Source organism: Sphingomonas sp., assembly GCF_041661885.1.
In the GTDB taxonomy this organism is placed as follows: domain Bacteria; phylum Pseudomonadota; class Alphaproteobacteria; order Sphingomonadales; family Sphingomonadaceae; genus Sphingomonas.
Genome location: NZ_JBAZTL010000004.1, coordinates 354,275 through 377,783, shown reverse-complemented (window position 1 = coordinate 377,783; position 23,509 = coordinate 354,275). Strand labels below are relative to the sequence as shown.

General features: G+C 63.8%; 19 protein-coding genes. 12 read left to right on the top strand and 7 right to left on the bottom strand.

Annotated elements, in window-relative coordinates:
- Positions 1-21 precede the first annotated feature (21 nt).
- Entirely contained in the window at positions 22-666 is a 645-nt protein-coding gene (locus WC704_RS10520) for a lysoplasmalogenase family protein (protein ID WP_372889864.1), read from the bottom strand.
- 91 nt (positions 667-757) lie between these two features.
- On the opposite strand from WC704_RS10520, the gene trmFO reads away from it, so the two are divergent.
- Positions 758-2,074: a methylenetetrahydrofolate--tRNA-(uracil(54)-C(5))-methyltransferase (FADH(2)-oxidizing) TrmFO gene (gene trmFO, locus WC704_RS10515; protein WP_372889863.1), complete on the top strand. Its 1,317-nt coding sequence runs from the start codon at positions 758-760 to the stop codon at positions 2,072-2,074.
- 3 nt (positions 2,075-2,077) lie between these two features.
- On the opposite strand, the gene WC704_RS10510 is transcribed toward trmFO, so the two are convergent.
- Together WC704_RS10510 and WC704_RS10505 are read right to left on the bottom strand one after the other, a co-directional pair.
- The gene (locus WC704_RS10510) at positions 2,078-2,551 is read right to left on the bottom strand and encodes an EF-hand domain-containing protein (RefSeq protein WP_372889862.1); all 474 of its coding nucleotides are present in this window, start codon (positions 2,549-2,551) and stop codon (positions 2,078-2,080) included.
- Positions 2,552-2,607: 56 nt separating this feature from the next.
- Positions 2,608-3,276, bottom strand: a complete 669-nt coding sequence (locus WC704_RS10505) for a squalene/phytoene synthase family protein (RefSeq protein ID WP_372889861.1) — start codon at positions 3,274-3,276, stop codon at positions 2,608-2,610.
- A gap of 123 nt (positions 3,277-3,399) precedes the next feature.
- Between WC704_RS10505 and WC704_RS10500 the strand changes: the two genes are divergently transcribed.
- Genes WC704_RS10500 through WC704_RS10490 form a run of 3 tightly spaced genes read left to right on the top strand, consistent with a single transcriptional unit; the run spans position 3,400 to position 6,697 of the window.
- On the top strand, positions 3,400-5,385 hold the full coding sequence (locus WC704_RS10500) for a TadE/TadG family type IV pilus assembly protein (RefSeq protein WP_372889860.1): 1,986 nt from the start codon (positions 3,400-3,402) through the stop codon (positions 5,383-5,385).
- Entirely contained in the window at positions 5,382-5,972 is a 591-nt protein-coding gene (locus WC704_RS10495; RefSeq protein ID WP_372889859.1) for a TadE/TadG family type IV pilus assembly protein, read from the top strand. The genes WC704_RS10500 and WC704_RS10495 overlap by 4 nt, the downstream gene beginning before the upstream one ends.
- Complete coding sequence (locus WC704_RS10490) at positions 5,969-6,697, top strand: TadE/TadG family type IV pilus assembly protein (RefSeq protein ID WP_372889858.1); 729 nt, start codon at positions 5,969-5,971, stop codon at positions 6,695-6,697. The genes WC704_RS10495 and WC704_RS10490 overlap by 4 nt, the downstream gene beginning before the upstream one ends.
- 32 nt (positions 6,698-6,729) lie before the next feature.
- Here the strand turns inward: WC704_RS10490 and WC704_RS10485 are convergent, their stop codons facing one another.
- Both WC704_RS10485 and pdhA read right to left on the bottom strand, forming a co-directional pair.
- Positions 6,730-8,094 carry a pyruvate dehydrogenase complex E1 component subunit beta gene (locus tag WC704_RS10485; RefSeq protein ID WP_372889857.1) on the bottom strand — a complete coding sequence of 455 codons (1,365 nt, stop codon included), beginning with the start codon at positions 8,092-8,094 and terminating at the stop codon, positions 6,730-6,732.
- Complete coding sequence (pdhA, locus tag WC704_RS10480; protein ID WP_126849055.1) at positions 8,094-9,140, bottom strand: pyruvate dehydrogenase (acetyl-transferring) E1 component subunit alpha; 1,047 nt, start codon at positions 9,138-9,140, stop codon at positions 8,094-8,096. The genes WC704_RS10485 and pdhA overlap by 1 nt, the downstream gene beginning before the upstream one ends.
- A gap of 165 nt (positions 9,141-9,305) precedes the next feature.
- Here pdhA and WC704_RS10475 point away from each other — a divergent pair, with 165 nt between their 5' ends.
- The 4 genes from WC704_RS10475 to WC704_RS10460 all read left to right on the top strand — a co-directional run bounded on the left by WC704_RS10475 (position 9,306) and on the right by WC704_RS10460 (position 13,691).
- Positions 9,306-10,589: an MFS transporter gene (locus WC704_RS10475; RefSeq protein WP_372889856.1), complete on the top strand. Its 1,284-nt coding sequence runs from the start codon at positions 9,306-9,308 to the stop codon at positions 10,587-10,589.
- Entirely contained in the window at positions 10,586-11,506 is a 921-nt protein-coding gene (gene cysK / locus WC704_RS10470; protein ID WP_372889855.1) for a cysteine synthase A, read from the top strand. Before WC704_RS10475 ends, cysK begins: the two co-directional genes overlap by 4 nt.
- 68 nt (positions 11,507-11,574) lie before the next feature.
- On the top strand, positions 11,575-11,892 hold the full coding sequence (locus WC704_RS10465) for a hypothetical protein (RefSeq protein ID WP_372889854.1): 318 nt from the start codon (positions 11,575-11,577) through the stop codon (positions 11,890-11,892).
- 479 nt (positions 11,893-12,371) lie between these two features.
- Positions 12,372-13,691 carry a cell wall hydrolase gene (locus WC704_RS10460; protein ID WP_372889853.1) on the top strand — a complete coding sequence of 440 codons (1,320 nt, stop codon included), beginning with the start codon at positions 12,372-12,374 and terminating at the stop codon, positions 13,689-13,691.
- 8 nt (positions 13,692-13,699) lie between these two features.
- Here the strand turns inward: WC704_RS10460 and WC704_RS10455 are convergent, their stop codons facing one another.
- Positions 13,700-15,199, bottom strand: a complete 1,500-nt coding sequence (locus WC704_RS10455) for an MFS transporter (RefSeq protein ID WP_372889852.1) — start codon at positions 15,197-15,199, stop codon at positions 13,700-13,702.
- 155 nt (positions 15,200-15,354) lie between these two features.
- On the opposite strand from WC704_RS10455, the gene WC704_RS10450 reads away from it, so the two are divergent.
- Positions 15,355-16,026, top strand: a complete 672-nt coding sequence (locus tag WC704_RS10450; protein WP_372889851.1) for a DUF6445 family protein — start codon at positions 15,355-15,357, stop codon at positions 16,024-16,026.
- A 3-nt stretch (positions 16,027-16,029) separates the two neighbouring features.
- Here the strand turns inward: WC704_RS10450 and WC704_RS10445 are convergent, their stop codons facing one another.
- Positions 16,030-17,052 carry a LacI family DNA-binding transcriptional regulator gene (locus WC704_RS10445; protein WP_372889850.1) on the bottom strand — a complete coding sequence of 341 codons (1,023 nt, stop codon included), beginning with the start codon at positions 17,050-17,052 and terminating at the stop codon, positions 16,030-16,032.
- Positions 17,053-17,315: 263 nt separating this feature from the next.
- Here WC704_RS10445 and WC704_RS10440 point away from each other — a divergent pair, with 263 nt between their 5' ends.
- The 3 genes from WC704_RS10440 (at position 17,316) to WC704_RS10430 (ending at position 23,508) form a co-directional block, all read left to right on the top strand.
- A complete protein-coding gene (locus tag WC704_RS10440; protein ID WP_372889891.1) occupies positions 17,316-20,117 on the top strand; it encodes a TonB-dependent receptor in 2,802 nt (933 codons plus the stop codon).
- A gap of 80 nt (positions 20,118-20,197) precedes the next feature.
- Positions 20,198-21,712: a tryptophan halogenase family protein gene (locus WC704_RS10435; RefSeq protein WP_372889849.1), complete on the top strand. Its 1,515-nt coding sequence runs from the start codon at positions 20,198-20,200 to the stop codon at positions 21,710-21,712.
- Entirely contained in the window at positions 21,709-23,508 is a 1,800-nt protein-coding gene (locus WC704_RS10430) for an alpha-amylase family glycosyl hydrolase (RefSeq protein WP_372889848.1), read from the top strand. Before WC704_RS10435 ends, WC704_RS10430 begins: the two co-directional genes overlap by 4 nt.
- The last annotated feature ends 1 nt before the right edge of the window (position 23,509 follow it).

Here is a 23,509-nt window from a genome sequence, read left to right as displayed (position 1 = left end):
GCAGCCGGGAGAGCGCAAGAACTATCGTCCCCGACTCCAGCCCGCCGCACCGCGCTCCGTTCTCACCACGCCATAAGCGATCATCGCCTGCCCCGCGACATAGAGCGGCCAGACCAACAGCGTCGGAACGATCGAATCGGCCAGCGGCCCCAACCGCGCGAAAATCAGCAGGTCCGACGCCGCGAACAGCAGCGCCCCCACCCCGACCCAGCCGCGCGGAAAGCGGCTGATCCACGCCGTCGCCGCCATGCCGCCAAGCGCCAGCCCATAGACCAGCACACCCGGTTGCCCCGACAGCGCGTAACCCGCGCAGGCAATCCCGAGCAGTAGCGTAATCGCCACGCCCGTCCCCGACCGGTCGGCGCGCCGGTTGGTCCAATACAGTCCGGTCGCCAGCAGATGCGAGACGAGGAACGCCGCGCCGCCAATCGTCATCCCCGACGTTTCCAGCAGCACATCGCCCAGCGCCGCAAACCCAAGCACCACCGCCAGCCAGCGTGCCGCCAGCGTCCGCGCGGCCAGTGCAACCCAGACGGCCAGCAGCGCGACCGCTGCGCCCTTCCACGCCACGAGCAAAGGACCCGCTGGCAGGACGTGGCTGGCCGCCCAGAAACTCGCCCCCGCAGCAAGCGCGGTCAGGAACACGGAAGAAGAAGCGATACGCATGTCGGCAAGAGTGAGCCAACGCCGCTCACACCGCAACCCCATGACAGCGCGGATGGTTGACCCGGTGCACACGATGTCCAAAGGACCGTGCATGACACACGACGTACACATTATCGGCGGCGGCCTTGCAGGGTCCGAGGCCGCCTGGCAGTTGGCCGAAGCCGGTTTCTCGGTAAAACTCTCCGAAATGCGTGGTTCGGGCGAGAGGACGCCCGCGCACCAGACCGACGGCCTGGCAGAGCTTGTTTGCTCGAACAGCTTCCGCTCGGATGATGCCGACAGCAATGCCGTCGGCCTGATCCACCAGGAAATGCGCACGCTCAATTCGCTGATCCTGCGCGAGGCGGACATCCATAAGGTGCCGGCCGGCTCTGCGCTGGCGGTCGATCGTGATCGCTTTTCGGATGGCGTCACCGCCGCACTTACCGCGCACCCCAATATCACCATCGTGCGCGAGCGCGTCGATGTGCTGCCCGACACCGGCCTCACGATCGTCGCCACCGGCCCGCTCACCGCGCCAGCGCTCGCCGAAACGATCGGCGGCGCCACCGGCAAGGATGCGCTCGCTTTCTTCGATGCGATCGCCCCGATCGTCCATTTCGACAGCATCGACATGGAGGTGGCCTGGATGGCGTCGCGCTGGGACAAGGGCGATTCCAAGGATTACATCAACTGCCCGATGACGCGGGACGAGTATCTCGCCTTCCACACCGGCTTGATCGAGGGCGAAAAGACCGAGTTCAAGCAATGGGAAAACGTCCCCTATTTCGAAGGGTGTATGCCGATCGAAGTTGCCGCGTCGCGCGGGGTCGATACGCTGCGTTATGGCCCGATGAAGCCGGTTGGGCTCGATGATCCGCGCACCGGGCGCTGGCCCTATGCGGTGGTGCAATTGCGGCAGGACAATGCCAGCGGCACGCTGTGGAATATCGTCGGTTTCCAGACCAAGCTAAAGCATAACGAGCAAGTCCGCCTGTTCCGCACCATTCCCGGCCTGCAAAATGCAGAGTTTGCGCGGCTGGGCGGGCTGCACCGCAACACCTTCATCCGTTCGCCCGAATTGCTCGATGAAACGCTGCGACTGAAGGCACGGCCCAACATCCGCTTCGCCGGACAGATCACCGGGTGCGAAGGCTATGTCGAAAGTGCGGCAGTCGGGCTGATGGCCGGGCGCTTCGCCGCAGCCGAGCTCGGCGGAACGCCGATGACACCACCGCCGGTGACGACCGCGCTCGGCGCGTTGCTCCACCACATCACCGGCGCGGCGGTGGCCGAAACCTATCAGCCGATGAACGTCAATTTCGGCCTGTTCCCGCCAATCGAAGGCCGCACCAAAAAGGCCGACCGCAAGAAAATGTATACCGATCGCGCGCGCGCTGCGCTGGGGGAATGGCTGGCGGCGGGGTAACGCTCAGCTTTCCTCCGCGCTCGCGGGTGGCGGGGCGGGCGGACAATCGCGCCGCACGCGCGGGGGCTTGCGCTTGGGCGCGGTGCTGACGAACTCCGCCGGCGTCATCGCGCCCGATTTGTCCTTGTCGGCCTCTGCGAATTTGGTTTCGGTTTTCACCGCCCATTCGTCGAACGACAGCACGCCATCATGGTTGGTGTCGAGCTTGGCATAGGCCTTGCGCCGCGCCGCGAGATATTCCTCGCGCGTCACCGTGCCGTCGCGATCCTTGTCATAGCGGTCGAAGCGCTTTTGCTCGCGGGTCTTGTCGCTCGCTTCGGGCACAGTATCGGGCAGCGCGCCGCCTTCGCTCGTCTGCGCCAGGGCCTGTGCCGCGGAGGGCAAGGCCGCCACCGATCGCGCGCTGCGGTTGAACAGCAGCATCCCTGCCGCGACCAACGCCAGCGTCGCCAGCCCACCCACCAGATATCGCCACATAGCGCTCTCCCCCGAGTCCGGCGGGAGGCTATCGCGTCCCGGCGAACAACGAAAGCCTATCGCCCGGTAAAGCGATGCCAGGCAAGCCGGGCGACTCGCCCCGGTGCCCCCACCGGAGGCGGCACACCGTGCGGTAGCGACGCATCCATCCGTGCGATATGCGCCAGCGCGCCGAGCGCGCGCGCGGCGCGGCTCCAACGCTGTCGGGTGGCATCGGCCAGCGCCACCACGGCCATCTCGGCGGGAAGCACCGCCGCCGCACCCCGCGAATGGCGCGCAAGATCGGCCAACGCCCACCCCCGCCCCGCCACCAGCAACGGATCATGCTCCATCGCGCCAAGCATCCGCCCGGCCAAAGTAAACACCGCGCCACCGCGCGCATCGGCATAGGCTTCCAGCGCGGACTGCGTCAGCGGATCAGGATCGAGCAATACTTCCCATCCATCGATCATCCCGGCCAGCGTCGCCCCCGCAATGCCGTGGGGCACGACATCGGCTGCAAGCGCCTGCAGCACCGGTTGCGCCGGCGGCGGCGCACGGTCGAGCGCGACCAATGCCTCATGCCACCAGGTCAGCCGCATCTGCCCGACCAACGGTTCACGCGTTGTCCGCAAAATCTGCCCCAGCGTCGCGTCGAGCGCGAGCAAGGCGGCAAGACCGGCACGCCCCCGCCGCAGTGCGTAAGAAAGCGCCAGCGCGCGCTCGGGATCAACCGGATCGATCATCGCGCGCAGGCAGCGCGAGACGGGTTACCCCTCATTAACCAAACTCCTTCAAGGGCGGTTATCGCTTCTGGGGGCATAAGCGCGACAAACCGGATGCCGGTTCGACTTTGGGGCCATTGAACTATGCGGGGAAACCCACCGATCACGAAGGCGACGCCGCGCGGCTTTCTGTCAGCGCTGGCGCGTGATGTGCGCGGCAACACCCTGGCCATGATGGCGATGTTCCTGATTCCGCTGTCAGGGCTGGTCGGGTCTGCGGTCGACATCAGCCGCCTCTATGTCGTCAAGGCGCGTTTGCAGCAAGCGTGCGACGCGGGCGCGCTTGCCGGGCGCAAGTTCATGGTTGATCCGGGCCCCAACCTCGACGCCAACGCGACGACGCAGGCGCAAAACTTCTTCGCCAACAATTTCAAGAAAGACAACCCGACTGCGGGGACGCTCGGCTTCATGAACAGCAGTGCGGTGATTTTCACGCCGACTCGCACCACCGACAATCAGGTGGCGGGCGCGGCATCGGCATCGGTGCCGATGACGATCACCAAGATGTTCGGCACCTCCGCAATCACGATCAACGTGGGATGCCAGGCACGCTTCGACGTCGCCGACACCGACATCATGTTCGTGCTCGATACGACCGGCTCGATGGCGTGCCTGCCCGGTGGCTCAGATTCATGCGGGACCGGGACATATACCTATACCCGCCCCTCCGGCAGCGGTGGCGTTTCCGGTTATGCAGGCACCACTGCCGCTGCCACCAACGAATTGATGTCGGGCGGCAGCAACGTCTCGCGCATCGAGGCGCTGCGCAAGGCGGTGCTCAGTTTTTATGATACCTTTGCCACCAATGCCGATCCCTCGACCAAAGTCCGCTACGGCTTCGTCACCTATACGTCGGGCGTCAATGCCGGACAGGCGATCCTCGACATGTCGTCAAACTATCTGGTGGGATCGGGCGGATCGACCGACACGGCGAAATATCAGAGTCGGCATATCTATTCCGACGCCGTCTTGTCCTTCACTGAAACCGCCAACAACAAGACGCAGGCAAACTGCACTGCCCCCGCAGTGCGGGTGCCATCAACCGCACTGACGTATAATCCATCGAGTGGCACCGCGACGAACACCTATGATGAGTGGGTGGCGACATCGAGCAAAAACAGCACGAAAATCTGCAAGACCCGCGTCGATACACTGGTGCCCAAGTGGGAATATAAGCAACTCACCTTTGACGTGAGTTCGCTCCTGACGGGTGCCACCATTACCGACCCGACCAAGGTCCAGGGTCAGACGACGAGCTGGATTGGCTGCGTCGAAACCAAGGTCGACAACCCTGGTGCGTCGAGTTTTACGGTCACCAACCTTCCATCCGAGTTGAATCCCGACCTCATCCCCGCAAAGGGCGCGGGCGGTTCCAGCGACACACGCTGGTGGCCACACCTGCAGGACCTGGAATATGCCCGCAACAATTGGAACGGCACCGCCACCGACTATTCGAATGGCGACGATCCTTCGAACAACCCCAATTACGGGGTCGATCCCAAGGTTTCCAACAACACGACCTTGCGCAATGGCGGCTATGTAACCTGCGGGAAACCGGTCAAGCGGCTGGGTGTGATGACGCGCGCCGAGGTCAGCAGCTATCTCTACGCCACCGACTTCGTACCGATGGGCGGCACCTATCACGACACCGGCATGATCTGGGGCACGCGGCTCATCTCGCCCACCGGCCCTTGGGCCAACGACACCGCCGCCTGGCCCAACCGCAACGCGCCCAACCGCGTCATCATCTTCCTGACCGACGGCGCAATGGCACCGAGCACCCAAATTTACGGGATGTACGGCGTGGAAGCGTTCGATCAACGTGTGGCGGGGACCACCGGCAGCAATCTGACCGATCTCCACAATGCGCGCTTCCTGGCGGAGTGTGCCGCCGCCAAGGCGCGCAACATCGACGTGTGGACCGTGTCGATCGCGCCATCCGCCAACACGCAATTGACCTCATGCGCGACCACGTCGGCGCAAGCGCTTGCCACCACCGACGGCGGCGGCCTCTCCACCGCCTTCGCCAATATCGCCCGCCGCCTCGCCTTGCTGCGACTCACGCGATGATAAAGGAAGCGATCCTCCGGCTGACCCGCGACCGGCGGGGATCGACGGCGATCGAATTTACGATCATCGCGCCGGTGATGCTGCTGTTGATGATGGGATTGGGCGACCTGACCTATCAGGTTTACGCACAATCGGTGCTCAACGGCGCGGTGCAAAAGGCGGCGCGCGATTCGGGTATTGAGGGCGCCGACGCCAATCTCGGCGCGATCGATACCGCTGTGCAGACCATCGTCCAGCAAGTCATACCGCACGCAACCTTCACCTCGACCCGCAAAAGCTATGACAGCTTTTCCGAAGTTGCGCCCGAACCGTTCACCGACAGCAACCATAACGGCGTGCGCGATGCTGGCGAATGCTTCACCGATGAAAATGGCAATGGCTCATGGGATGCCGACCCCGGCAAGACCGGGCAAGGCGGCGCGAGCGCGGTGACGCTCTACACCATGACCGCGACTTATCCGCGCATCTTTCCGGTGGCCGGGTTGTTCGGCTGGCCCACCACCATGACGATCACCGCCTCGACGCTGCTGAAGAATCAGCCATATGCGACGCAGACCGTCGCCACAAACGTTACGGTATGCACATGATCGTAAGCCGTAGTCAGCCACGTCGCAGACGATCGCTGCGCACGCTTGCGCGCGCGCGCAGTGGCGTCGCCATGCTGGAATTCGCGCTTGCTTTGCCGATCGTGCTGGGCATCGGCGCTTATGGGCTGGAGGTTTCCAACCTCGCTCTGCTCAATCTGCGCATCAGCCAAATCGCGCTGACGCTGGCCGACAATGCCTCGCGCGTCGGCACGTACAGTTCGCTATCGACCCAGCAAATGCGCGAGGTCGATGTCAACGACGTGCTGCAGGCCGCGCGATATCAAGGGGCCAGCATCAATCTCTCGACCAACGGGCGCATCATCCTGTCGAGCCTGGAAAACGTCCAGCAAAGCTATGACACGGCGGCGGTGCAGCGCATCCATTGGCAACGCTGCCTCGGCCTGAAGAGCGGCACCGGTTATGATTCGAGCTACGGCACGACCACCACGACCGATGGCACCGATACAACGTCAGGCAATGACGGAACGCTGGCGACATCAGGCATGGGTGACGCCGGGGCGATGGTGAATGCGCCATCCGGCTATGGCGTGATGTTCGTCGAGATCAACTATCTGACCAAACCACTGTTCGGCACGTGGCTGACCGCGCCGGCACGCCTCCACTACATCGCGTCGTTCATCGTCCGCGACCGGCGCGACTACGCCCAAATCTACAATCCGTCGCCCGCCGCGACGCGCCTGACCTGCAACCTTTACACCAGTTGAAGCGCGCCTGCGGCTAGCGACGTATCGGGGCCTCAGCCCCGATACAGTACCGACTTTACAGCGGCGACGATCTTGTCGGCGCTGACCAGCATCAGCTTTTCGAGGTTCGCGGCATAGGGCATCGGCACGTCCTCATTGGTGACGCGCAGCACCGGCGCGTCGAGGTCGTCGAAACCCTGCTCCATACACACCGCCGAAATTTCCGACGCGATCGAGCACGTCGGCCAGCCTTCTTCGACCACCACCACGCGGTTGGTCTTCTTCAGGCTCTTCAGCACCGTCGCCGTGTCGAGCGGGCGCAGCGTGCGCAGGTCGACCACCTCGGCATCGATCCCCTCGCCCGCCAGCGTCTCGGCAGCTTCGAGCGCAAGCCCCACGCCAATCGAATAGCTGACGATCGTCACGTCCTTGCCTTCGCGCATCACACGTGCCTTGCCGATCGGCAGCACGTAATCGTCGAGCTTGGGCACTTCGAAGGTGCGACCGTAGAGCAGCTCATTTTCGAGGAACACGACCGGGTCCTCGGTGCGGATCGCCGCCTTGAGCAAGCCCTTGGCATCCGCCGCATCATAGGGCGCGATCACGATCAGGCCAGGAACGCTGGCATACCACGGCGCGTAATTCTGCGAATGCTGCGCGCCGACGCGGCTTGCCGCGCCGTTGGGGCCACGAAACACCACCGGGCAGCGCATCTGGCCGCCCGACATGTAGTTGGTCTTGGCGGCCGAATTGATGATGTGGTCAATCGCCTGCATCGCGAAGTTGAAGGTCATGAACTCGACGATCGGACGCAGACCGCCCATCGCCGCGCCCGTGCCGATCCCGGCAAAGCCATATTCGGTGATCGGCGTGTCGATCACGCGCTTGTCGCCAAACTCGTCGAGCAGGCCCTGCGTTACCTTGTACGCGCCCTGATATTGCGCGACTTCCTCGCCCATCACGAACACGCGCGGATCGGCGCGCATTTCCTCGGCCATCGCATCGCGCAACGCCTCGCGCAGCGTCAGCTTGACCAATTCGGTCCCTTCCGGGATTTCGGCGGGTACAGGCGTGTCGGCTTCGGTCTTGAGCGGCGCGGGGGTCTTGACCACCTCGGCTGGCGCGGGCGCTGCGGCAGGAGCCGACGGCGCGGCAACCGGGGTCGAGGCATCTTCCCCTTCGGCGAACAGCGTCGCGATGACGGTGCCGACCTTCACATTGTCGGTGCCTTCGGCGACCAAAATCTTGCCGATCGTGCCTTCATCGACGGCTTCGAATTCCATCGTCGCCTTGTCGGTTTCGATCTCGGCCATGATGTCACCCGATTTGACGACATCGCCTTCCTTGACCAGCCACTTGGCGAGGGTGCCTTCCTCCATCGTCGGGGAAAGCGCGGGCATCTTGATTTCTACGGCCATTAGTAGGTTTCCACCAGCACGTCGGTATACAGTTCAGATGCCTCGGGTTCGGGCGTCTGTTCGGCGAAGTCGGCCGCTTCGTTGACGATCTTGCGGATTTCCTGCTCGATCGCCTTCAGCGCGTCTTCCTTGATGCCCTGCGCATCGAGCAGCTTCTTGACGTGATCGATCGGGTCGGACTTGTCGCGCACCGCCTGCACTTCGTCGCGCGAGCGATATTTGGCGGGGTCGGACATCGAATGGCCGCGATAGCGATAGGTCTTCATCTCGAGGATGATCGGCCCCTTGCCCGCGCGCACCCACGCCAGCGCTTCCTCGGCGGCACCACGGCACGCCAGCACGTCCATGCCATCGACCTGGATGCCCGGAATGCGGAAGCTCTCGCCGCGCTTGTACAACTGGTCCTCGGCGGACGAGCGGTTGACGCTGGTGCCCATCGCATATTGGTTGTTCTCGATCACATAGATGATCGGGAGCTTCCACAGTTCGGCCATGTTGAACGATTCGTACACCTGACCCTGATTGGCCGCGCCGTCGCCGAAGTACGCGACCGCGACGCCGCCATCCTCGTTATATTTGTGCGCAAAGGCGAGGCCCGTGCCGAGCGAAACCTGCGCGCCGACGATGCCGTGGCCGCCGTAAAATTTCTTTTCGGTCGAGAACATGTGCATCGAGCCGCCCTTGCCGCGACTGATACCCGCACCGCGCCCGGTCAGCTCGGCCATGATGACCTTTGGGTCGATGCCGTAAGCGAGCATATGGCCATGATCGCGATAGCCGGTAATAACCGAGTCCTTCTCGCCATCGAGCGCGGACTGCAGGCCGACGGCAACGGCTTCCTGCCCGATATACAAATGGCAGAAGCCGCCAATGAAGCCGAGGCCGTAAAGCTGGCCCGCTTTCTCTTCGAAGCGGCGGATCATCAGCATTTGCTTGTAGAATTCGAGCAGCTCCTCGGTCGAAGCCTCGTACAATTTGGGCTCGTCGGGGCGCTCGCGGTTCGGCACCGGGGGTTGTGCCTTTACGGCGGCGGGAGCTTTTGCCACGTCTGGAAGACCTCATGACCTGGGGAGAGGAGACGCGAGCCTATAGGCGCGATCCGACGGGTTTATCAATCGCCTCCGTCACACCTTCGCGCGAGCAGAAGTTTCATCGCCCCAAGCAACTCCACGATTGCCCCGTGCGCGCTGCAGCGCTTAAGGCCGAATACAATGGACGCAGCACCCCACCCCCTCCGAATCCCGCAGTTCCGCGCTTATTGGGCGGCGCGCTTTTCGATGACGATCGCGCAGAACGCGATGATCATCGTCATCGGCTGGCAGACCTACACCATCGCCCGCACGACGATGTCCCCCGCCGGAGCCGCCGCACAGCTTGGGCTGATCGGGCTGCTGCAATTCATTCCCTTGTTCGTGACGACGCCGATCACCGGCTGGGTTGCCGACCGATTCGACCGGCGCTGGATCACGCGCTGCACGGTTACGCTGCAGGCGCTGTGCGCGCTGACGCTGGCGCTGGTGACCTATTGCGAGGGCATGACGCTGCCGGTGCTGTTCTCGGTCGCGGTACTGCTCGGCCTCGGGCGTGCCTTTGCCGGGCCGGCGTTCGGTGCACTGGCGCCCAATCTGGTGCCGCGCGAAGTGCTGCCAACGGCCATCGCGCTAAGCTCGATCTCGTGGCAAATTGGCACGATCATCGGCCCGGCGATCGGTGGTTTTGCTTATGCAGCGGCCCCGTGGGGGGCCTATGCGGTGGCGACCGCGCTGTTCCTGACGACGTTGCTCGCGCTGTTCACGATCGGCCCGGTGCCGCGCTCGATCACCCCGAGCAAGGCGCACCCGATTCGCCAGATTGTCGATGGCCTGGCCTATGTCGGCCAGAACAAGCTCGTGCTGGGGGCGATCACGCTCGATCTCTTCGCCGTATTTCTGGCGGGAACCAGCGCCTTGCTGCCCATCTACGCGCACGACATCCTGAAGGTTGGGCCGCAAGGGTTGAGCCTGCTCGCCTCCGCGCCAGCCGCCGGAGCATCGGTGGTCGCATTGTTCTTCTCGTTCCGCCCGATCAAGACCAATGTCGGCCCCAAGATGCTGGGCGCGGTGCTGGTTTACGGCACGGCGACGGTAGTGTTCGGCGTGTCGCAGATCATGGCGCTGAGCCTCATCGCGCTGGCGGTGGCGGGGGCAGCCGACATGTTCTCGGTCTATATCCGGCAGTCGTTGATTACGCTGCACACCCCCGACGACAAGCGCGGGCGCGTCGGCGCGGTGTCACAGCTCACCATTTCGGCATCGAACGAGCTGGGCGAGGCCGAATCGGGCTTCCTCGCCGCAGCGCTCGGGCCGGTTGGCGCGGTGCTGGTCGGCGGCGGCGGCGCGATTGTCGTCACGATCCTGTGGACCTATCTCTTTCCCAGCATCCGTAACGCCAAGACTTTCGACCCGCTCAAAAGCCCGCAAGATTCCCGCGATCTCGAACTGGAGGCCACGCCATGAAAGCCAACACCATCCTCGACACGATCGGCAACACGCCGCACATCCGCGTCCAGAAGCTGTTCCCGGGCGCCGAAGTGTGGATCAAGTCCGAACGCTCCAACCCCGGCGGGTCGATCAAGGACCGCATCGCGCTCGCCATGATCGAGGCAGCGGAAAAGGACGGCCATCTGAAGCCCGGCGGCACGATCATCGAGCCGACTTCGGGCAATACCGGCGTTGGCCTGGCGATGGTCGCCGCAGTCAAGGGCTATAAGCTCGTGCTGGTCATGCCCGAGAGCATGAGCCTCGAACGCCGCCGCCTGATGCTGGCTTACGGCGCGACTTTTGATCTGACCCCGCGCGAAAAGGGCATGAAGGGCGCGATCGAGCGTGCGCTCGAACTCGTCGAGCAGACGCCGGGTGCCTGGATGCCGCAGCAATTCGAAAACCCTGCCAATATCGACATCCACACCCGCACCACCGCGATCGAAATCCTCAACGATTTCCGCGATACCCCGATCGACGTCATCATCACCGGCGTCGGCACCGGCGGCCACATCACCGGCGTCGCCGAGCGGCTGAAGCAGGACTGGCCGAATCTGAAGGTCTATGCGGTCGAGCCCGCAGCCTCGCCCGTCATCTCGGGCGGTACGCCCGGGCCGCACCCGATTCAGGGCATCGGCGCGGGCTTCGTCCCCGCCAATTTGCACACGCAGGCGATCGACGGAGCAATCAAGGTCGAGGCCGCCGACGCCAAGGCGATGGCGCGCCGCGCCGCCGCCGAGGAAGGGATGCTGGTCGGCATCAGCTCGGGCGCGACGCTCGCCGCAATCGCGCAGAAACTGGCGGAGCTTCCAGCGGGCTCACGCGTGCTCGGTTTCAACTACGACACCGGCGAACGGTATCTCTCCGTACCGGACTTTTTGCCGGAAGGTTGATGTCGCGGTAACGGTCTTTTTCGGCTATGGTGTTCACCGGCGGGCGGGGGCCCGCCGGGGGATGTGTAATGCGTAAAGCCATGATTTGCGCCAGCGTTCTGTTGGCATTGTTTCAGCTTTGGTCGATGGTTTTCACTCACTCCGGCGCGCGCGCGCCATCGGCGGCAAGCGTTGTCGCAGCCGCCCCGCGTGCGGTGCTGGCGGTTGCCGCTGCCTCTACCGCTCCGTCAATAACGGAAGTGGCGGCACAAACCCCGGCACCCAAGAGCTGCTATCGGCAATATCAGGCGAAGTTCCGGCAATGCCAGACGTCCGATCAGGCCTGCCACGTCAAGGCAGCCGACCAATGGGACCTGTGCGAAGCGACCGGTCTTTGGCCACAATAAAACGCTGATCTAGAACAGGTTTTTACAAGACAACGCAACCGTCGCTGCGGCCTCCGCACAACGGGAGCAGCGCGACGGAACGGCGGCATGTCAGCGCTCGAGCCGCTGCAATAGGGTGCATACGCCCGACAGATGCGGCAGTCGGGCCGTATGCGCCCCTCGACAGGCCCAAGGCGCGGCCAAGGCGACCGCAGTATCCGCAGCGCCCGCATCCTCCGCCGCGATACCCACCCGCCGACGAAACGAATCGCTCGCCGGGAGGAGCGCGCCATCGCGCAGGTGTCCGCCCGCGACTCGGGGACAATGCGATGGCACCATAACCGCCCGTCGGCGTTATAGCGGCGTCCAGAATCGAGACTCGCGTGCGGCCACCCTACCCCCAATTCCTATTCCCGGCGGAGTGCGCTAAAGCCGCCAGCCATCCCCGGACAGGAGCCGTTCGTGCCCGCCACCCCGCGTAGCAGACACCGCTAACCCCAATGCACAACCCTCCCGCTCCCAGCCGCATATTGCGGGCAATCGTGCTGCTGATTGCCGTCCTCGCGATCCTCATCCCCGCGCTTGTCGTGCATTTTGCCCCACCGGTCGCCCGGCACCGGCTCGCGCGTCCGGTGCCGCACCGCGTCGTGCCGCAAGCCGAGCTTCCCGCAGTCGAGCCGGTTGCCTTTCAGGATCTCGACCCCGACGACGCCCGTGCCTTCAACGCCAGCGTCCCCTTTGTCGACGGCCCAAACCCCGCCGCGCGCCCGTTCCATCTGTCGGGCGATGCCGCACAGCAAGCGCGCGCAATCGACTGTATGGCCGCCGCCATTTTGTATGAGGCAGGCGATGAACCGGTCGGGCAGCGCGCGGTGGCGCAGGTCATCATCAACCGCGTGCGCCACCCCGCCTTTCCCAAGACGATTTGCGGTGTGATCTTTCAGGGGGCGGAACGGTCAACGGGGTGCCAGTTTACCTTCACCTGCGACGGTGCCCTGGTCCGCCATCATTGGGCCGATGCGCAATGGGCGCGTGCAAGAGAGACCGCCACGGCGGCATTGAGCGGCGCTGTGTTCAAGCCGGTCGGCCATGCCACGCATTACCACACCGACTGGGTGGTGCCGTATTGGCAATCGAGCCTCGACAAGGTTGCCGCCGTCAACACGCACCTGTTCTTCCGCTGGACCGGTTGGTGGGGGACGCCCGCTGCGTTCAACCGCCATGTCGCGGCGGACGAACCGGTGATCGCCGCGCTTGCCGCCTATTCGGAAGCGCATGGGGGTGTGGCATCGGTGGGCGGCGACGCGGCCCCCATCGACGTTGCCGCCGCCGCGGCAGTGCTGCCCACGCCGCTGGCAACCGATGGCAACAGCTTCCTGCTGACGCTCGACGCCCGGAAAATGACGCCCGACGGCTTTGCCATACTCGCGGCGCGAACCTGCGGGGAACGTGCCTATTGCAAGGTGATGGGCTGGACCGACAAGGCCAAAACCCCTGGCGCGCTCCCGCTGCAACCCACCCAAATCGCGGCAATGTCGTTCAGCTACCTGCGCGACCGTGCCAGCGGCTTCGACAAGGCATTATGGAATTGCAGCGAGTTTCACCGCGCCGATGTGTCGCAGTGCATGAAACAGCAAGTCTATGTCCCCGCCACGCGCAGCACCGAGGGGTTCCGCCTGGAGAGTTTGCCCGGCGCGGTGCGGGCGGGCGCAGTGCCCGCCACGCTGCCCGACGGGCTGGCCGGGGTGCGCCGCAAGCTGGACGCCCCCACCGCCAAACCGACCCCGTCCGCTACGGTCGCGAGCGGGGACGTGCGGTAGCCGCCGACTCAGGCGCCTTTTACCTCCGGCACCCGCAGCATGGCGAGCGCGGCCAGGCCCATAACGATTGCGGCAAAGGCCATTGTCCAGATCGGTTCGGTCGGGAAAAAGGCCTTCAACACCGATCCCATCACCGTGGCCACCAGCAACTGCGGGATGACGATGAACACGTTGAACAACCCCATATAGATGCCGAGTTTGGCCTGGGGCAGGCTGGAGGCGAGAATGGCATAGGGCATCGCCAGGATCGACGCCCAGGCAATCCCCACTCCGATTTCGCTGACGATCAGCCAATGCGGATCGCGGATGACCAAAAAGCTCGCATAGGCCGCAGCACCGCATAGCAAACACGCGATGTGCGTTTTTACGCGACCGATCCTCGCCGCCAGCTTTGGCAGCACCAGCAACGCGGCCAGCGCGGCGACCCCGTTATAGATCGCGAACAACACCCCGACCCAGTCACCGCCCGCATTATAGGCGGCGCTGGTCGCGTCACGCGAACCGTACATATATTGCGCGACCACCGGCGTGGTGAAGATCCACATGATGAACAGCGCCGACCAACTAAAAAACTGCACCAGCGCCAGGCGCTTCATCACATCGGGCATATCCGAGAAATCGCCGACGATCTGGCTTAGCGCATTGTTGGCATTACCGCCGCGCGCCAGCATGATCGCGGCGATGCTGGCGATACCGTAGGCGATCAACAACGCACCGAGCAGATACACTTCCTTTTGCAAGCCAAGCTCGGGCACCGCGACCACCACCGCCGCGCCACCGATGATCCACGCGACGCTCTTGCCCAAACCGCGCGCGGCAAGCGCCCGCACCGGTTGCGACAGGCCTTCGTCAAGATCGGCTTCGCCAAAGGACGCCATCTGCTGCGGGCTGTATTCGCGCGTGGTGCCCACGGTCCACAACACCGCCAGCAACAATGCCGCCCCGCCAAACCAGAAACTGTACCGCACCGTCGCCGGAACCCCGCCCAAGGCATCTCCCGACACGCCGAGATGCGCGAGGGCGAACGGGAAGATCGAACCCACCACCGCGCCCGCCCCGATAAAACTGGTCTGCAGGGCATAGCCTGCGGTGTGCTGATCCTTGCGCAACATGTCTCCGACAAAGGCGCGGAACGGCTCCATCGATACGTTGATCGATGCGTCGAGAACCCACAGCGTCAACGCCGCCAGCCACAGGATTTTCGCCTCGGGCATGACGAACAAGGCCAGCGCGGCGAGCACCGCCCCTGCGAAAAAATAGGGCCGCCGCCGCCCGAAGCGGCTCCATGTGCGGTCGCTATAATGGCCGATGATCGGCTGGACGAGCAGCCCGGTCAGCGGGGCCGCGATCCAGAGATAGGACAGATCGTCGAGCGACCCGCCCAGCGTCTGGAAGATGCGGCTCATGTTCGCATTCTGCAGCGCAAAGCCGATCTGAATACCGAAAAATCCGAAGCTGATGTTCCACAGGCCGCCAAAGCCCTGCACCGGTTTTTCGCTCAACGTCATCCTCCCCTGCCCCTGGCTCTTGTCGCTCGGCCGTGGTGCGTATCGCGCGAGAGTGACGACATGCGGTTGCGGGTACAAGCGTGCATACGAATGCGCCCGCCGCGCCACCACCAGGGGCTTGCGGACTGCCCCCGGCCACCGGCATGACACCGTCCATGCCTCCCCTTATCCTCCATCGGCAAGGAAACGAGCAGCGCCCGCTGCTGGTGATCGACGATTTCTGGCCCGATCCCGACCTGTTGCGGGAGGATGCGGCCGCGCTGCGGATGGGGTCGATCGGGCCGCATTATCCCGGTGTCCGCGCCACAGTGCCGCCGCGTCTTGCGGAAACGATGCGTCGCCGTCTCGCCCCCGCGCTCGCGGCCCATTTCGGGCTCGATCCTGCGCCGGCGGTTTCCGAAGCCTATTATTCGCTGGTGACAACCCCGCCTGCGGACCTGACGCCGATCCAGCGCCTGCCGCATTTCGACGGAGTCGAGCCACGCCGGATCGCGGTGTTGCTGTTTCTCGGCCACGGCGCACAGGGCGGCACCGCCTTTTACCGCCAGCGCGACACCGGCTTCGAAAGCGTTGATGCCACGCGATTGCCGCGATTCAAGAACGTGCTTGAGGCGGGTATCGCTACCCACGGACTGCCCGACCCCGCTTATATTGCGGGCGACACCGCGCTGTACGAGCAAATCGCAATCCAGCCCGGAGCCTTTAATCGCGCGCTCGTTTACGCCGGCAATACGCTGCACTGCGCCTATTTGCCGCCCGAGGTTACGCTCAGTCCTGATCCGCTTGCCGGACGGCTGACGCTCAACCTGTTCCTGTTCGACGACTGAGCGTTACGCCCCGCTGCTCGCGCGCACCACCAACCGCGTGGGGAGCGGCACAGACCCGACAGGCTCGCCGCGCAATTGTCCGAGCAGTGTCTCCACCAGCACCTCACCCGCGCGCCGTGCATCCTGCGCCACGGTCGAGAGCGGCGGGCTGGTCAACGAAGCCGACGGGATATCATCGAACCCGACGATCGCAACGTCGCCGGGCACGCTACGCCCCGCCGCCGCCAGCGCCCGCATCGCGCCAATCGCAATGCTGTCGCTCGCCGCGAAGATCGCATCATAGTCAGCACCGCGCGCCGCCAGCGTTTCCACCGCGTCCTGCCCGGCCTCCTCGCTGGTGATGGCGTCGACGCGAAGCGCCGCCTCCGCCACCAGTCCCGCCGCCGCCAGCGCATCGAGATAGCCACGATAGCGCTCCTCCAGCTCGGGATAGCGACTGTCCGCTGATCCAAGAAAGGCGATCCGCTTCCGCCCGGTTTCGATCAAATGGGTGGTTGCCTGACGCCCGCCGCCGCGATTGTCGGAGCCGACCGTAATCCCCGCCGGGCCGGTATCCACCGCGCCCCAGCGCACGACATGCGTCCCCTGCTCGGCCAGATGATCCAGCCGCGCCCGATAGGCCTCGTAATCGCCATAGCCGAGCAGGATAATGCCATCGGCCTTGTGGCTGTCCTGATAATCGACGTGCCAGTCGCCCGAGAGCTGCTGAAACGAGATCAGCAAATCATATCCCGCTCTGGCACTGGCACGCGTGATCGACCCCAGCATCGACAGGAAGAACGGATTGATCGCAGCATCTTCGGCTGCGGGCTCTTCGAAAAACAGCAGCGCCAGCGTGTTGGCGGCCTGGCTGCGCAGGCTGGAGGCGTGTTTGTCGACCGCATAATGCAGGTTGCGTGCGATCGTCTCGATCCGCGCGCGCGTCTGTGCGTTGACCGATTTCACGCCACGCAACGCACGCGACACCGTTGGTTGTGACACGCCTGCCAGTTGCGCAATGTCAAAGGACGTCGGCCGTTTGCCCATCTCAGACCGACGCCGCGTATTGTTTGAATACTACAGTTGATCGCGCATACTGCATTGCTTGTGAATACGTATGCCCGCTCCTTTTGCAACGCCCCCGGTCGAAATATAGCAACACAGGGCCAATCGACGCGAATTCAGGACGTCGAGGAAACTTGAAACTTGTGAGGATGCGCGGGCCAAGCCCGCCTGAGGGGATGTTTTAGATGACAGATTTCGTGATGCACCGCGCGGACCGCGCCGGTGAGCCTGTGCGCTTTCCCGCCATGTCCAGCCGCCTTGCCCTCCGCGTCAGCAGCGTCGCCCTGGCGGCAGCGCTGGCCGTACCGGGCATGGCCTTCGCGCAGACCGCGCCAAGCACCGGGCCAGCCGCCGCAGCAACCGACGCGCCGGCTGCGGATGGCGACATCGTCGTCACCGGCATTCGCGCCGGCCTTGATTCCTCGGCCAAGATCAAGCGCCAGTCGGTGCTGATCGTTGACTCGGTTTCGGCCGAAGACGTGGGCAAGCTGCCCGACGTATCGATCGCGGATTCGCTGGCTCGCCTTCCCGGCGTGACCGCGCAGCGCCTCGAAGGGCGCGATCAGCGCTTGTCGATCCGTGGCCTGGGCCCTGATTTCTCGACCACGCTGCTCAATGGCCGCGAACAGGTGACGGTCGGCGACAATCGCGGCGTTGAATACGATCAATATCCGTCCGAATTCTTCAAGACCGTCAACGTGTACAAGTCCGCCGACGCCTCGCTCGTCGCGGCGGGCATTTCCGGCACGGTCGATCTGCGGATGCTGCGTCCGCTCGACCAGGCCAAGCGCGTGATCGCGCTCAGCGCCCGTGGCCAGGCCAATGGCATCGACAAGCTCAACCCCGACGGCACGCGCTACGGCTATCGCGCATCGGCGACCTATGTCGACAAATTCGCCAACGACACGCTGGGTATCGCGCTCGGCGTTTCGGCAACCTCGGCCCCGTCGCAGGATGAGCGCTATAACGCGTGGGGCTATGCCGGCAGCGGCACGGCGGCGAGCCCGTTCGTGCTGGGCGGCGCCAAGCCCTATGTCCAGTCGAACGAATTGAAGCGTTACGGCGGTGTCGCCACGATCGAGTGGCGGCCGTCGGAGAATTTCCATTCGACCTTCGACGCGCTCTATTCGCACTTTGAAGAAACGCAGCGCCTGCGCGGAATCGAATTCCCGCTTGGCTTCTCCAGCCCGGCGCAAAGCGGCCTTTCGGTCACCGATGGCTTCGCGACGACCACCACCTTTTCGGGCGTCCATGCGGTCCAGCGCAACGATTATAACCAGCGCAAGGCGGAGAACTTCTCGCTCGGCTGGAACAACGACCTGAAGCTCAACGACAAGATCCATCTCAACGTCGATGCAAGCTGGAGCCATGCGACCCGCACGGACTTCCTGCTCGAAACCTATACCGGCGTCGGCTATGGCGGCACCGGTCCGGACGACACCGTCAGGGTTACGCAGCAAGCCAACGGCACCTACAGGATCGTGCCCACGCTCGATTATACCAACACGAACATATTCCGGCTGACCGACCCGCAGGGTTGGGGGTATAACGGCACGCAAGCCGTTGTGCAGTCGGGCTTCCTCAACCGCCCGAGCTTCAAGGACGATCTCAAATCGCTCCGCGCCAACTTGAACGGCGAGTTCGACAACAGCATCGTCAAGGGCTGGGAAGCGGGCGCAAACTATAGCCGCCGCGAAAAGACCAGCGCCTATCAATCCTATTTCCTGTGCCCGAAGGGGGCGGGAACCAACTGCACGGTTGCCAGCGGAACGCCGACCTCGGCAGCGATCCCGACCCAGGCAATTATCGGCAAGGTTCCGCTCGACTATCTCGGCGTGCCCGCGGTGCTCGCGCTCAACCCGCTGTATCTCTACAATAACAGCTTCAACAGCTTCTTTGACAATCGCCCGTCGTCGCTGGTGCGCGACAATGTGGTGATCGAGAATGTCTATACCGGCTATGCCAAGATCACCATCGATGGCGATGTCGGCGGCAAGGCGCTGAAGGGCTCGATCGGTACGCAAGTCGTGCATAGCGAGCAACGCTCCGACGGTCAGATCGCCAGCGTGCTGGCGGGTGTGGTGACCATCGCTCCGGCATCGCAAAAGGTCAGCTACACCAACGTCCTGCCCTCGGCGACGTTGGCGCTCGAACTGATCCCGCTTGGCTATGTTAAACTTGGTGCCTCGCAAACGCTGGTACGTCCACGGCTTGACCAGGAACGGGTTACGCAGGACGTTGCCATCAACACCGTCAACATTCAGACGAACAACACCAACCCCGGCCTGAACCCGGTCTTCACCTCGTCAGGCGGCAATGTCGCGCTGAAGCCGTATCAGTCGACCAACATCGACGTGTCGCTGGAGCAGTATTTCCACGGCGGCGGGTATGTTGCGCTGTCGGGATATTATAAGCACCTGACGGACTTCGTCGATCCCAACAACAGCTACGCCTATGACTTCTCGTCGCTGCTGTCGGCATTGACTCCGGCGCAACAGGCCATCGTCACCGCCAACAGGCTCACCATCGGCAATGTCAGCGCCCCGGCAAACACCGGACGTGGCAGCGTGATTGGCCTGGAAGCGACGATTTCGGTGCCGTTCAAGTCGGTGACCAAAGCGCTCGACGGCTTCGGTGCCTTCATATCGGGCAATTATACCGAATCCGAAATCAAGTTCGCGAGCAACCCGAGCCAGGCGATCACCCTGCCCGGCCTGTCCAAATGGACCGGCAGCGGCACGGTCTATTTCGAGAAATATGGCTTCCAGGCGCGCGTGAACTATCGCTACCGCTCGTCCTTCCTCGCCGAAGTCGCAGGCCTGTCGGCCAACCCGACCTATCGGACGGCCCGGTCGGAAGGCATTCTCGACGCGCAGATCGGCTATGACTTCCAGGACGGGTTCCTGAAGGGTTTCTCGATCCTGGCACAGGCCAAGAACCTGACCGACCGTCCGTTCGTCACCTACCAGAATAACGACCAGCGTCAGGTGATCGATTACCAGCGCTATGGCCGTGATTATTATGTAGGCATCACGTACAAGTTCTGAACCTAGCCATCGGCGAGCGGCGGGGCGACCCGTTGCTCGCCGCTGCGGTGCCTGAAATTGACGAAGCGGGGACGCGGATCATGGCCAATCAGCCCCAGCCTATCAGAATTGTCATCGTCGGTGGCGGCACCGCGGGTTGGATGACGGCGGCCACGTTTGCGCGCTTTCTGGAGGCCGACTTCGAGATCGACCTGATCGAATCCGAGGAAATCGGCACGGTCGGCGTGGGCGAAGCGACGATCCCGCAAATTCGCCTGTTCAACGATGCGCTTGGCCTCGATGAAGACGCTTTCCTGCGGGCGACGCAAGGCACGTACAAACTCGGCATCGAATTTGTCGATTGGCTGCGACCAAACCATCGCTACATGCACGCCTTTGGCGACATCGGGCGCGATGTCGGGCTGCTGCCGTTCCATCATTATTGGCTGCGGGCCAAGACGCTTGGGCTGGCCGGAGATCTCGCAGCCTATTCGCTCAACAATCAGGCGGCGTTGGCGGAACGAATGCAGCGGGGGCCCGCGCGCACTGCCCGCGTCCTGCCCGACATGCCCTACGCCTTCCATTTCGATGCCGGGCTCTATGCCCGTCACTTGCGCCGCTATAGCGAGACGCGGGGGATCAACCGCATCGAAGGCAAGGTGATCCGCGTCGACCAGCGGGAGACGGGTGACGTGTCCGCGTTGGTGCTGGAGGACGGCACGACCCTGAGCGCCGATCTCTATATCGATTGCACCGGCTTTCGCGGGTTGTTGATCGAACAGACGCTCAAGACCGGATATGAGGATTGGAGCCACTGGCTCCCGGCGGATCGTGCCTTGGCGGTGCCATCGGAACGCAGCACCGCCTTCACACCCTATACGCGATCGACCGCCAAGGCGGCGGGGTGGCAATGGCGCATCCCGCTACAGCACCGCACCGGCAACGGCATCGTCTATTCATCGCAGCATCTGAGCGAGGATGAAGCGACCGCGACGCTGCTCGCCGGGCTCGATGGCGAGGCGCTTGCCGAGCCGCGCTCCATCGCGTTCCGCACCGGCAAGCGCCGGAAGATGTGGAACCGCAACGTCGTCGCGATCGGCCTTGCCGGTGGCTTTATGGAGCCGCTCGAATCGACCAGTATCCATATGATCCAGTCGGCAATTTCGCGGCTTATGAAGCTGCTGCCCGGCCACACCATTGCCGAGGCCGACCGCACCGAGTTCAATCGCCAAAGTGATTTCGAATATGAACGCATCCGCGACTTCATCATTCTGCATTACAAGGCAAACGCCCGGGCGGAGCCTTTCTGGAAAATGTGCCGCGACATGCCGGTTCCCGACACGCTCGCGGCGAAGATCGACCTGTGGCGCGGCAACGGCCACATCACGCGCGAGCATGAGGAGTTATTCACCGAAGTCGGCTGGCTGCAGGTCTTCGCTGGTCAGGGAGTGATGCCGAACGGCCACCACCCGATCGCCGATGCCATTCCCCCCGCCGACCTTGCCGAGTTCATGGACACGATCGACAAACTCAACGCGCGCGAGGTTGCCCAGATGCCAAGCCATGCCGACTTCATCGCGCGCCACTGCGCCGCCCCGCAGCCGGTGTTGGCGTGAGTATCGCCGCCGCGCTTTTGCTCGCGCTTGCCGGGCCGGTGGTGGTGCCGATCGACCAGATTCGCGCACGCGCGCCTGAGGACGAGATCATCTATTTTGCGCTGCCTGACCGTTTCGACAATGGCGATCCCGCCAACGACAAAGGCGGCCTGACCGGCGACCGGCTGACCACAGGCTATGACCCGACCGCCAAGGGCTTCTATCACGGCGGCGACCTGAAAGGATTGACGCGGCGGCTCGACTATATCCAATCGCTTGGCGTTACCGCGATCTGGGTCGGTCCGATCTTCAAGAACAAGCCCGTTCAGGGCGCCAAAGGCCAGGAGAGCGCAGGCTATCACGGTTATTGGATCACCGACTTCACGCATGTCGATCCACATTTCGGCAGCGATGCCGATTTTGCCGCCTTTGTTGATGCCGCACATGGCAAGGGCATCAAGGTCTATATGGACATCATCGCCAATCACACGGCGGACGTGATCCAGTATCGCGAATGCGTCGGCAAACCATGCGCCTATCGCAGCAAGGCCGATTATCCGTATCAGCGACGTGGCGGGGTCGATGGCGCGCCGATCAATCCCGGCTTTGCGGGCGACGCGGTGCAGACCCCGGAGAATTTCGCAAAGCTGACCGACCCAGGCTACGCTTATACCCCCTTCGTTCCCGCCGCCGAAGCGACCGTAAAAGCCCCCGCATGGCTCAACGACCCACGGTATTATCACAATCGTGGGGATTCGACCTTCGCGGGGGAATCGGCGCGCTATGGCGATTTTGCCGGGCTCGACGATGTGATGACCGAGAACCCGCGCGTCGTCGCGGGCTTTGTCAGTATCTACGCAAGCTGGATCGACCGCTTCGGCGTGGACGGGTTTCGCATCGATACCGCGCGACACGTAAACCCGGAATTCTGGCAGGCCTTCGTCCCGGCGATGCAATCCCGCGCGGCGGCGCGCGGCATTCCCAACTTCCCGATCTTCGGCGAGATTTATTCGGAGGCGGTCGATCCCGGCTACACCGCGCAATATACCCGGCGCGATGCACTGCCCGCCGTGCTGGATTTCTCCTTCCAGGCGGCGGCCCGCGCCATGCTTTCGGGCAAGGCGGGGACCGATATTTTCGCCAAGCTGATCGATGGCGATGTGCTGTACGAAGGTGGCCCCGCCGCTGCGCAACGCCTGCCCACCTTTCTTGGCAATCACGACATGGGGCGGATCGGCCATATGCTCGATCTCGCCTGGTCAAATGCGAGCGAGGCGGAACGGTTGCAGCGCGTCACGCTCGCGCATGTGCTGCTGCTGTCATCGCGCGGCGTGCCGACGATCTACTCGGGAGACGAACAGGGGTTCACCGGCCACGGCGGCGATCAGGACGCGCGCGAGGACCTGTTTGCAAGCCAGGTCCCCAGCTATAACGACAATCGGCTGATCGGGACCGCGACGACCACCGCGACCGCCCATTTCGGCACCGACAACCCGATCTTCCAGACGATCGCGATGCTGGCGAAAATCCGGCGCGATCATGTTCAGCTTCGTCGTGGTCGCACCGTGGTGCGCGCGGCATCGGACAAGCCCGGCCTGCTCGCCTTTACGCGCGGCGACGATGACGGGCACGAAATTCTGGTCGCGCTCAACACATCCAGCCAGCCGGTGCGCGCCAATATCGAAATCGGCGCGCGCTCGGCAGGGTTCACGGCCCTTGCCGGACGGTGCGCACCGCACGCGACCGCACCGGGCACGGTATCGGTCTCCCTTCCCCCGCTCGGCTATGCCATCTGTGCCGCCCTTCCCAGCGAATGAG

What these genes read in the sequence shown, in the direction of transcription:
- WC704_RS10445 (WP_372889850.1), bottom strand. Translation starts at nt 17,052, where the DNA reads ATGGGCAAACGGCCGACGTCCTTTGACATTGCGCAACTGGCAGGCGTG.
- WC704_RS10495 (WP_372889859.1), top strand. Translation starts at nt 5,382, where the DNA reads ATGATAAAGGAAGCGATCCTCCGGCTGACCCGCGACCGGCGGGGATCG.
- WC704_RS10465 (WP_372889854.1), top strand. Translation starts at nt 11,575, where the DNA reads ATGCGTAAAGCCATGATTTGCGCCAGCGTTCTGTTGGCATTGTTTCAG.
- cysK (WP_372889855.1), top strand. Translation starts at nt 10,586, where the DNA reads ATGAAAGCCAACACCATCCTCGACACGATCGGCAACACGCCGCACATC.
- trmFO (WP_372889863.1), top strand. Translation starts at nt 758, where the DNA reads ATGACACACGACGTACACATTATCGGCGGCGGCCTTGCAGGGTCCGAG.
- WC704_RS10520 (WP_372889864.1), bottom strand. Translation starts at nt 666, where the DNA reads ATGCGTATCGCTTCTTCTTCCGTGTTCCTGACCGCGCTTGCTGCGGGG.
- WC704_RS10505 (WP_372889861.1), bottom strand. Translation starts at nt 3,276, where the DNA reads ATGATCGATCCGGTTGATCCCGAGCGCGCGCTGGCGCTTTCTTACGCA.
- WC704_RS10455 (WP_372889852.1), bottom strand. Translation starts at nt 15,199, where the DNA reads ATGACGTTGAGCGAAAAACCGGTGCAGGGCTTTGGCGGCCTGTGGAAC.
- WC704_RS10440 (WP_372889891.1), top strand. Translation starts at nt 17,316, where the DNA reads ATGTCCAGCCGCCTTGCCCTCCGCGTCAGCAGCGTCGCCCTGGCGGCA.
- WC704_RS10435 (WP_372889849.1), top strand. Translation starts at nt 20,198, where the DNA reads ATGGCCAATCAGCCCCAGCCTATCAGAATTGTCATCGTCGGTGGCGGC.
- WC704_RS10500 (WP_372889860.1), top strand. Translation starts at nt 3,400, where the DNA reads ATGCGGGGAAACCCACCGATCACGAAGGCGACGCCGCGCGGCTTTCTG.
- WC704_RS10510 (WP_372889862.1), bottom strand. Translation starts at nt 2,551, where the DNA reads ATGTGGCGATATCTGGTGGGTGGGCTGGCGACGCTGGCGTTGGTCGCG.
- WC704_RS10475 (WP_372889856.1), top strand. Translation starts at nt 9,306, where the DNA reads ATGGACGCAGCACCCCACCCCCTCCGAATCCCGCAGTTCCGCGCTTAT.
- WC704_RS10450 (WP_372889851.1), top strand. Translation starts at nt 15,355, where the DNA reads ATGCCTCCCCTTATCCTCCATCGGCAAGGAAACGAGCAGCGCCCGCTG.
- WC704_RS10485 (WP_372889857.1), bottom strand. Translation starts at nt 8,094, where the DNA reads ATGGCCGTAGAAATCAAGATGCCCGCGCTTTCCCCGACGATGGAGGAA.
- WC704_RS10460 (WP_372889853.1), top strand. Translation starts at nt 12,372, where the DNA reads ATGCACAACCCTCCCGCTCCCAGCCGCATATTGCGGGCAATCGTGCTG.
- WC704_RS10490 (WP_372889858.1), top strand. Translation starts at nt 5,969, where the DNA reads ATGATCGTAAGCCGTAGTCAGCCACGTCGCAGACGATCGCTGCGCACG.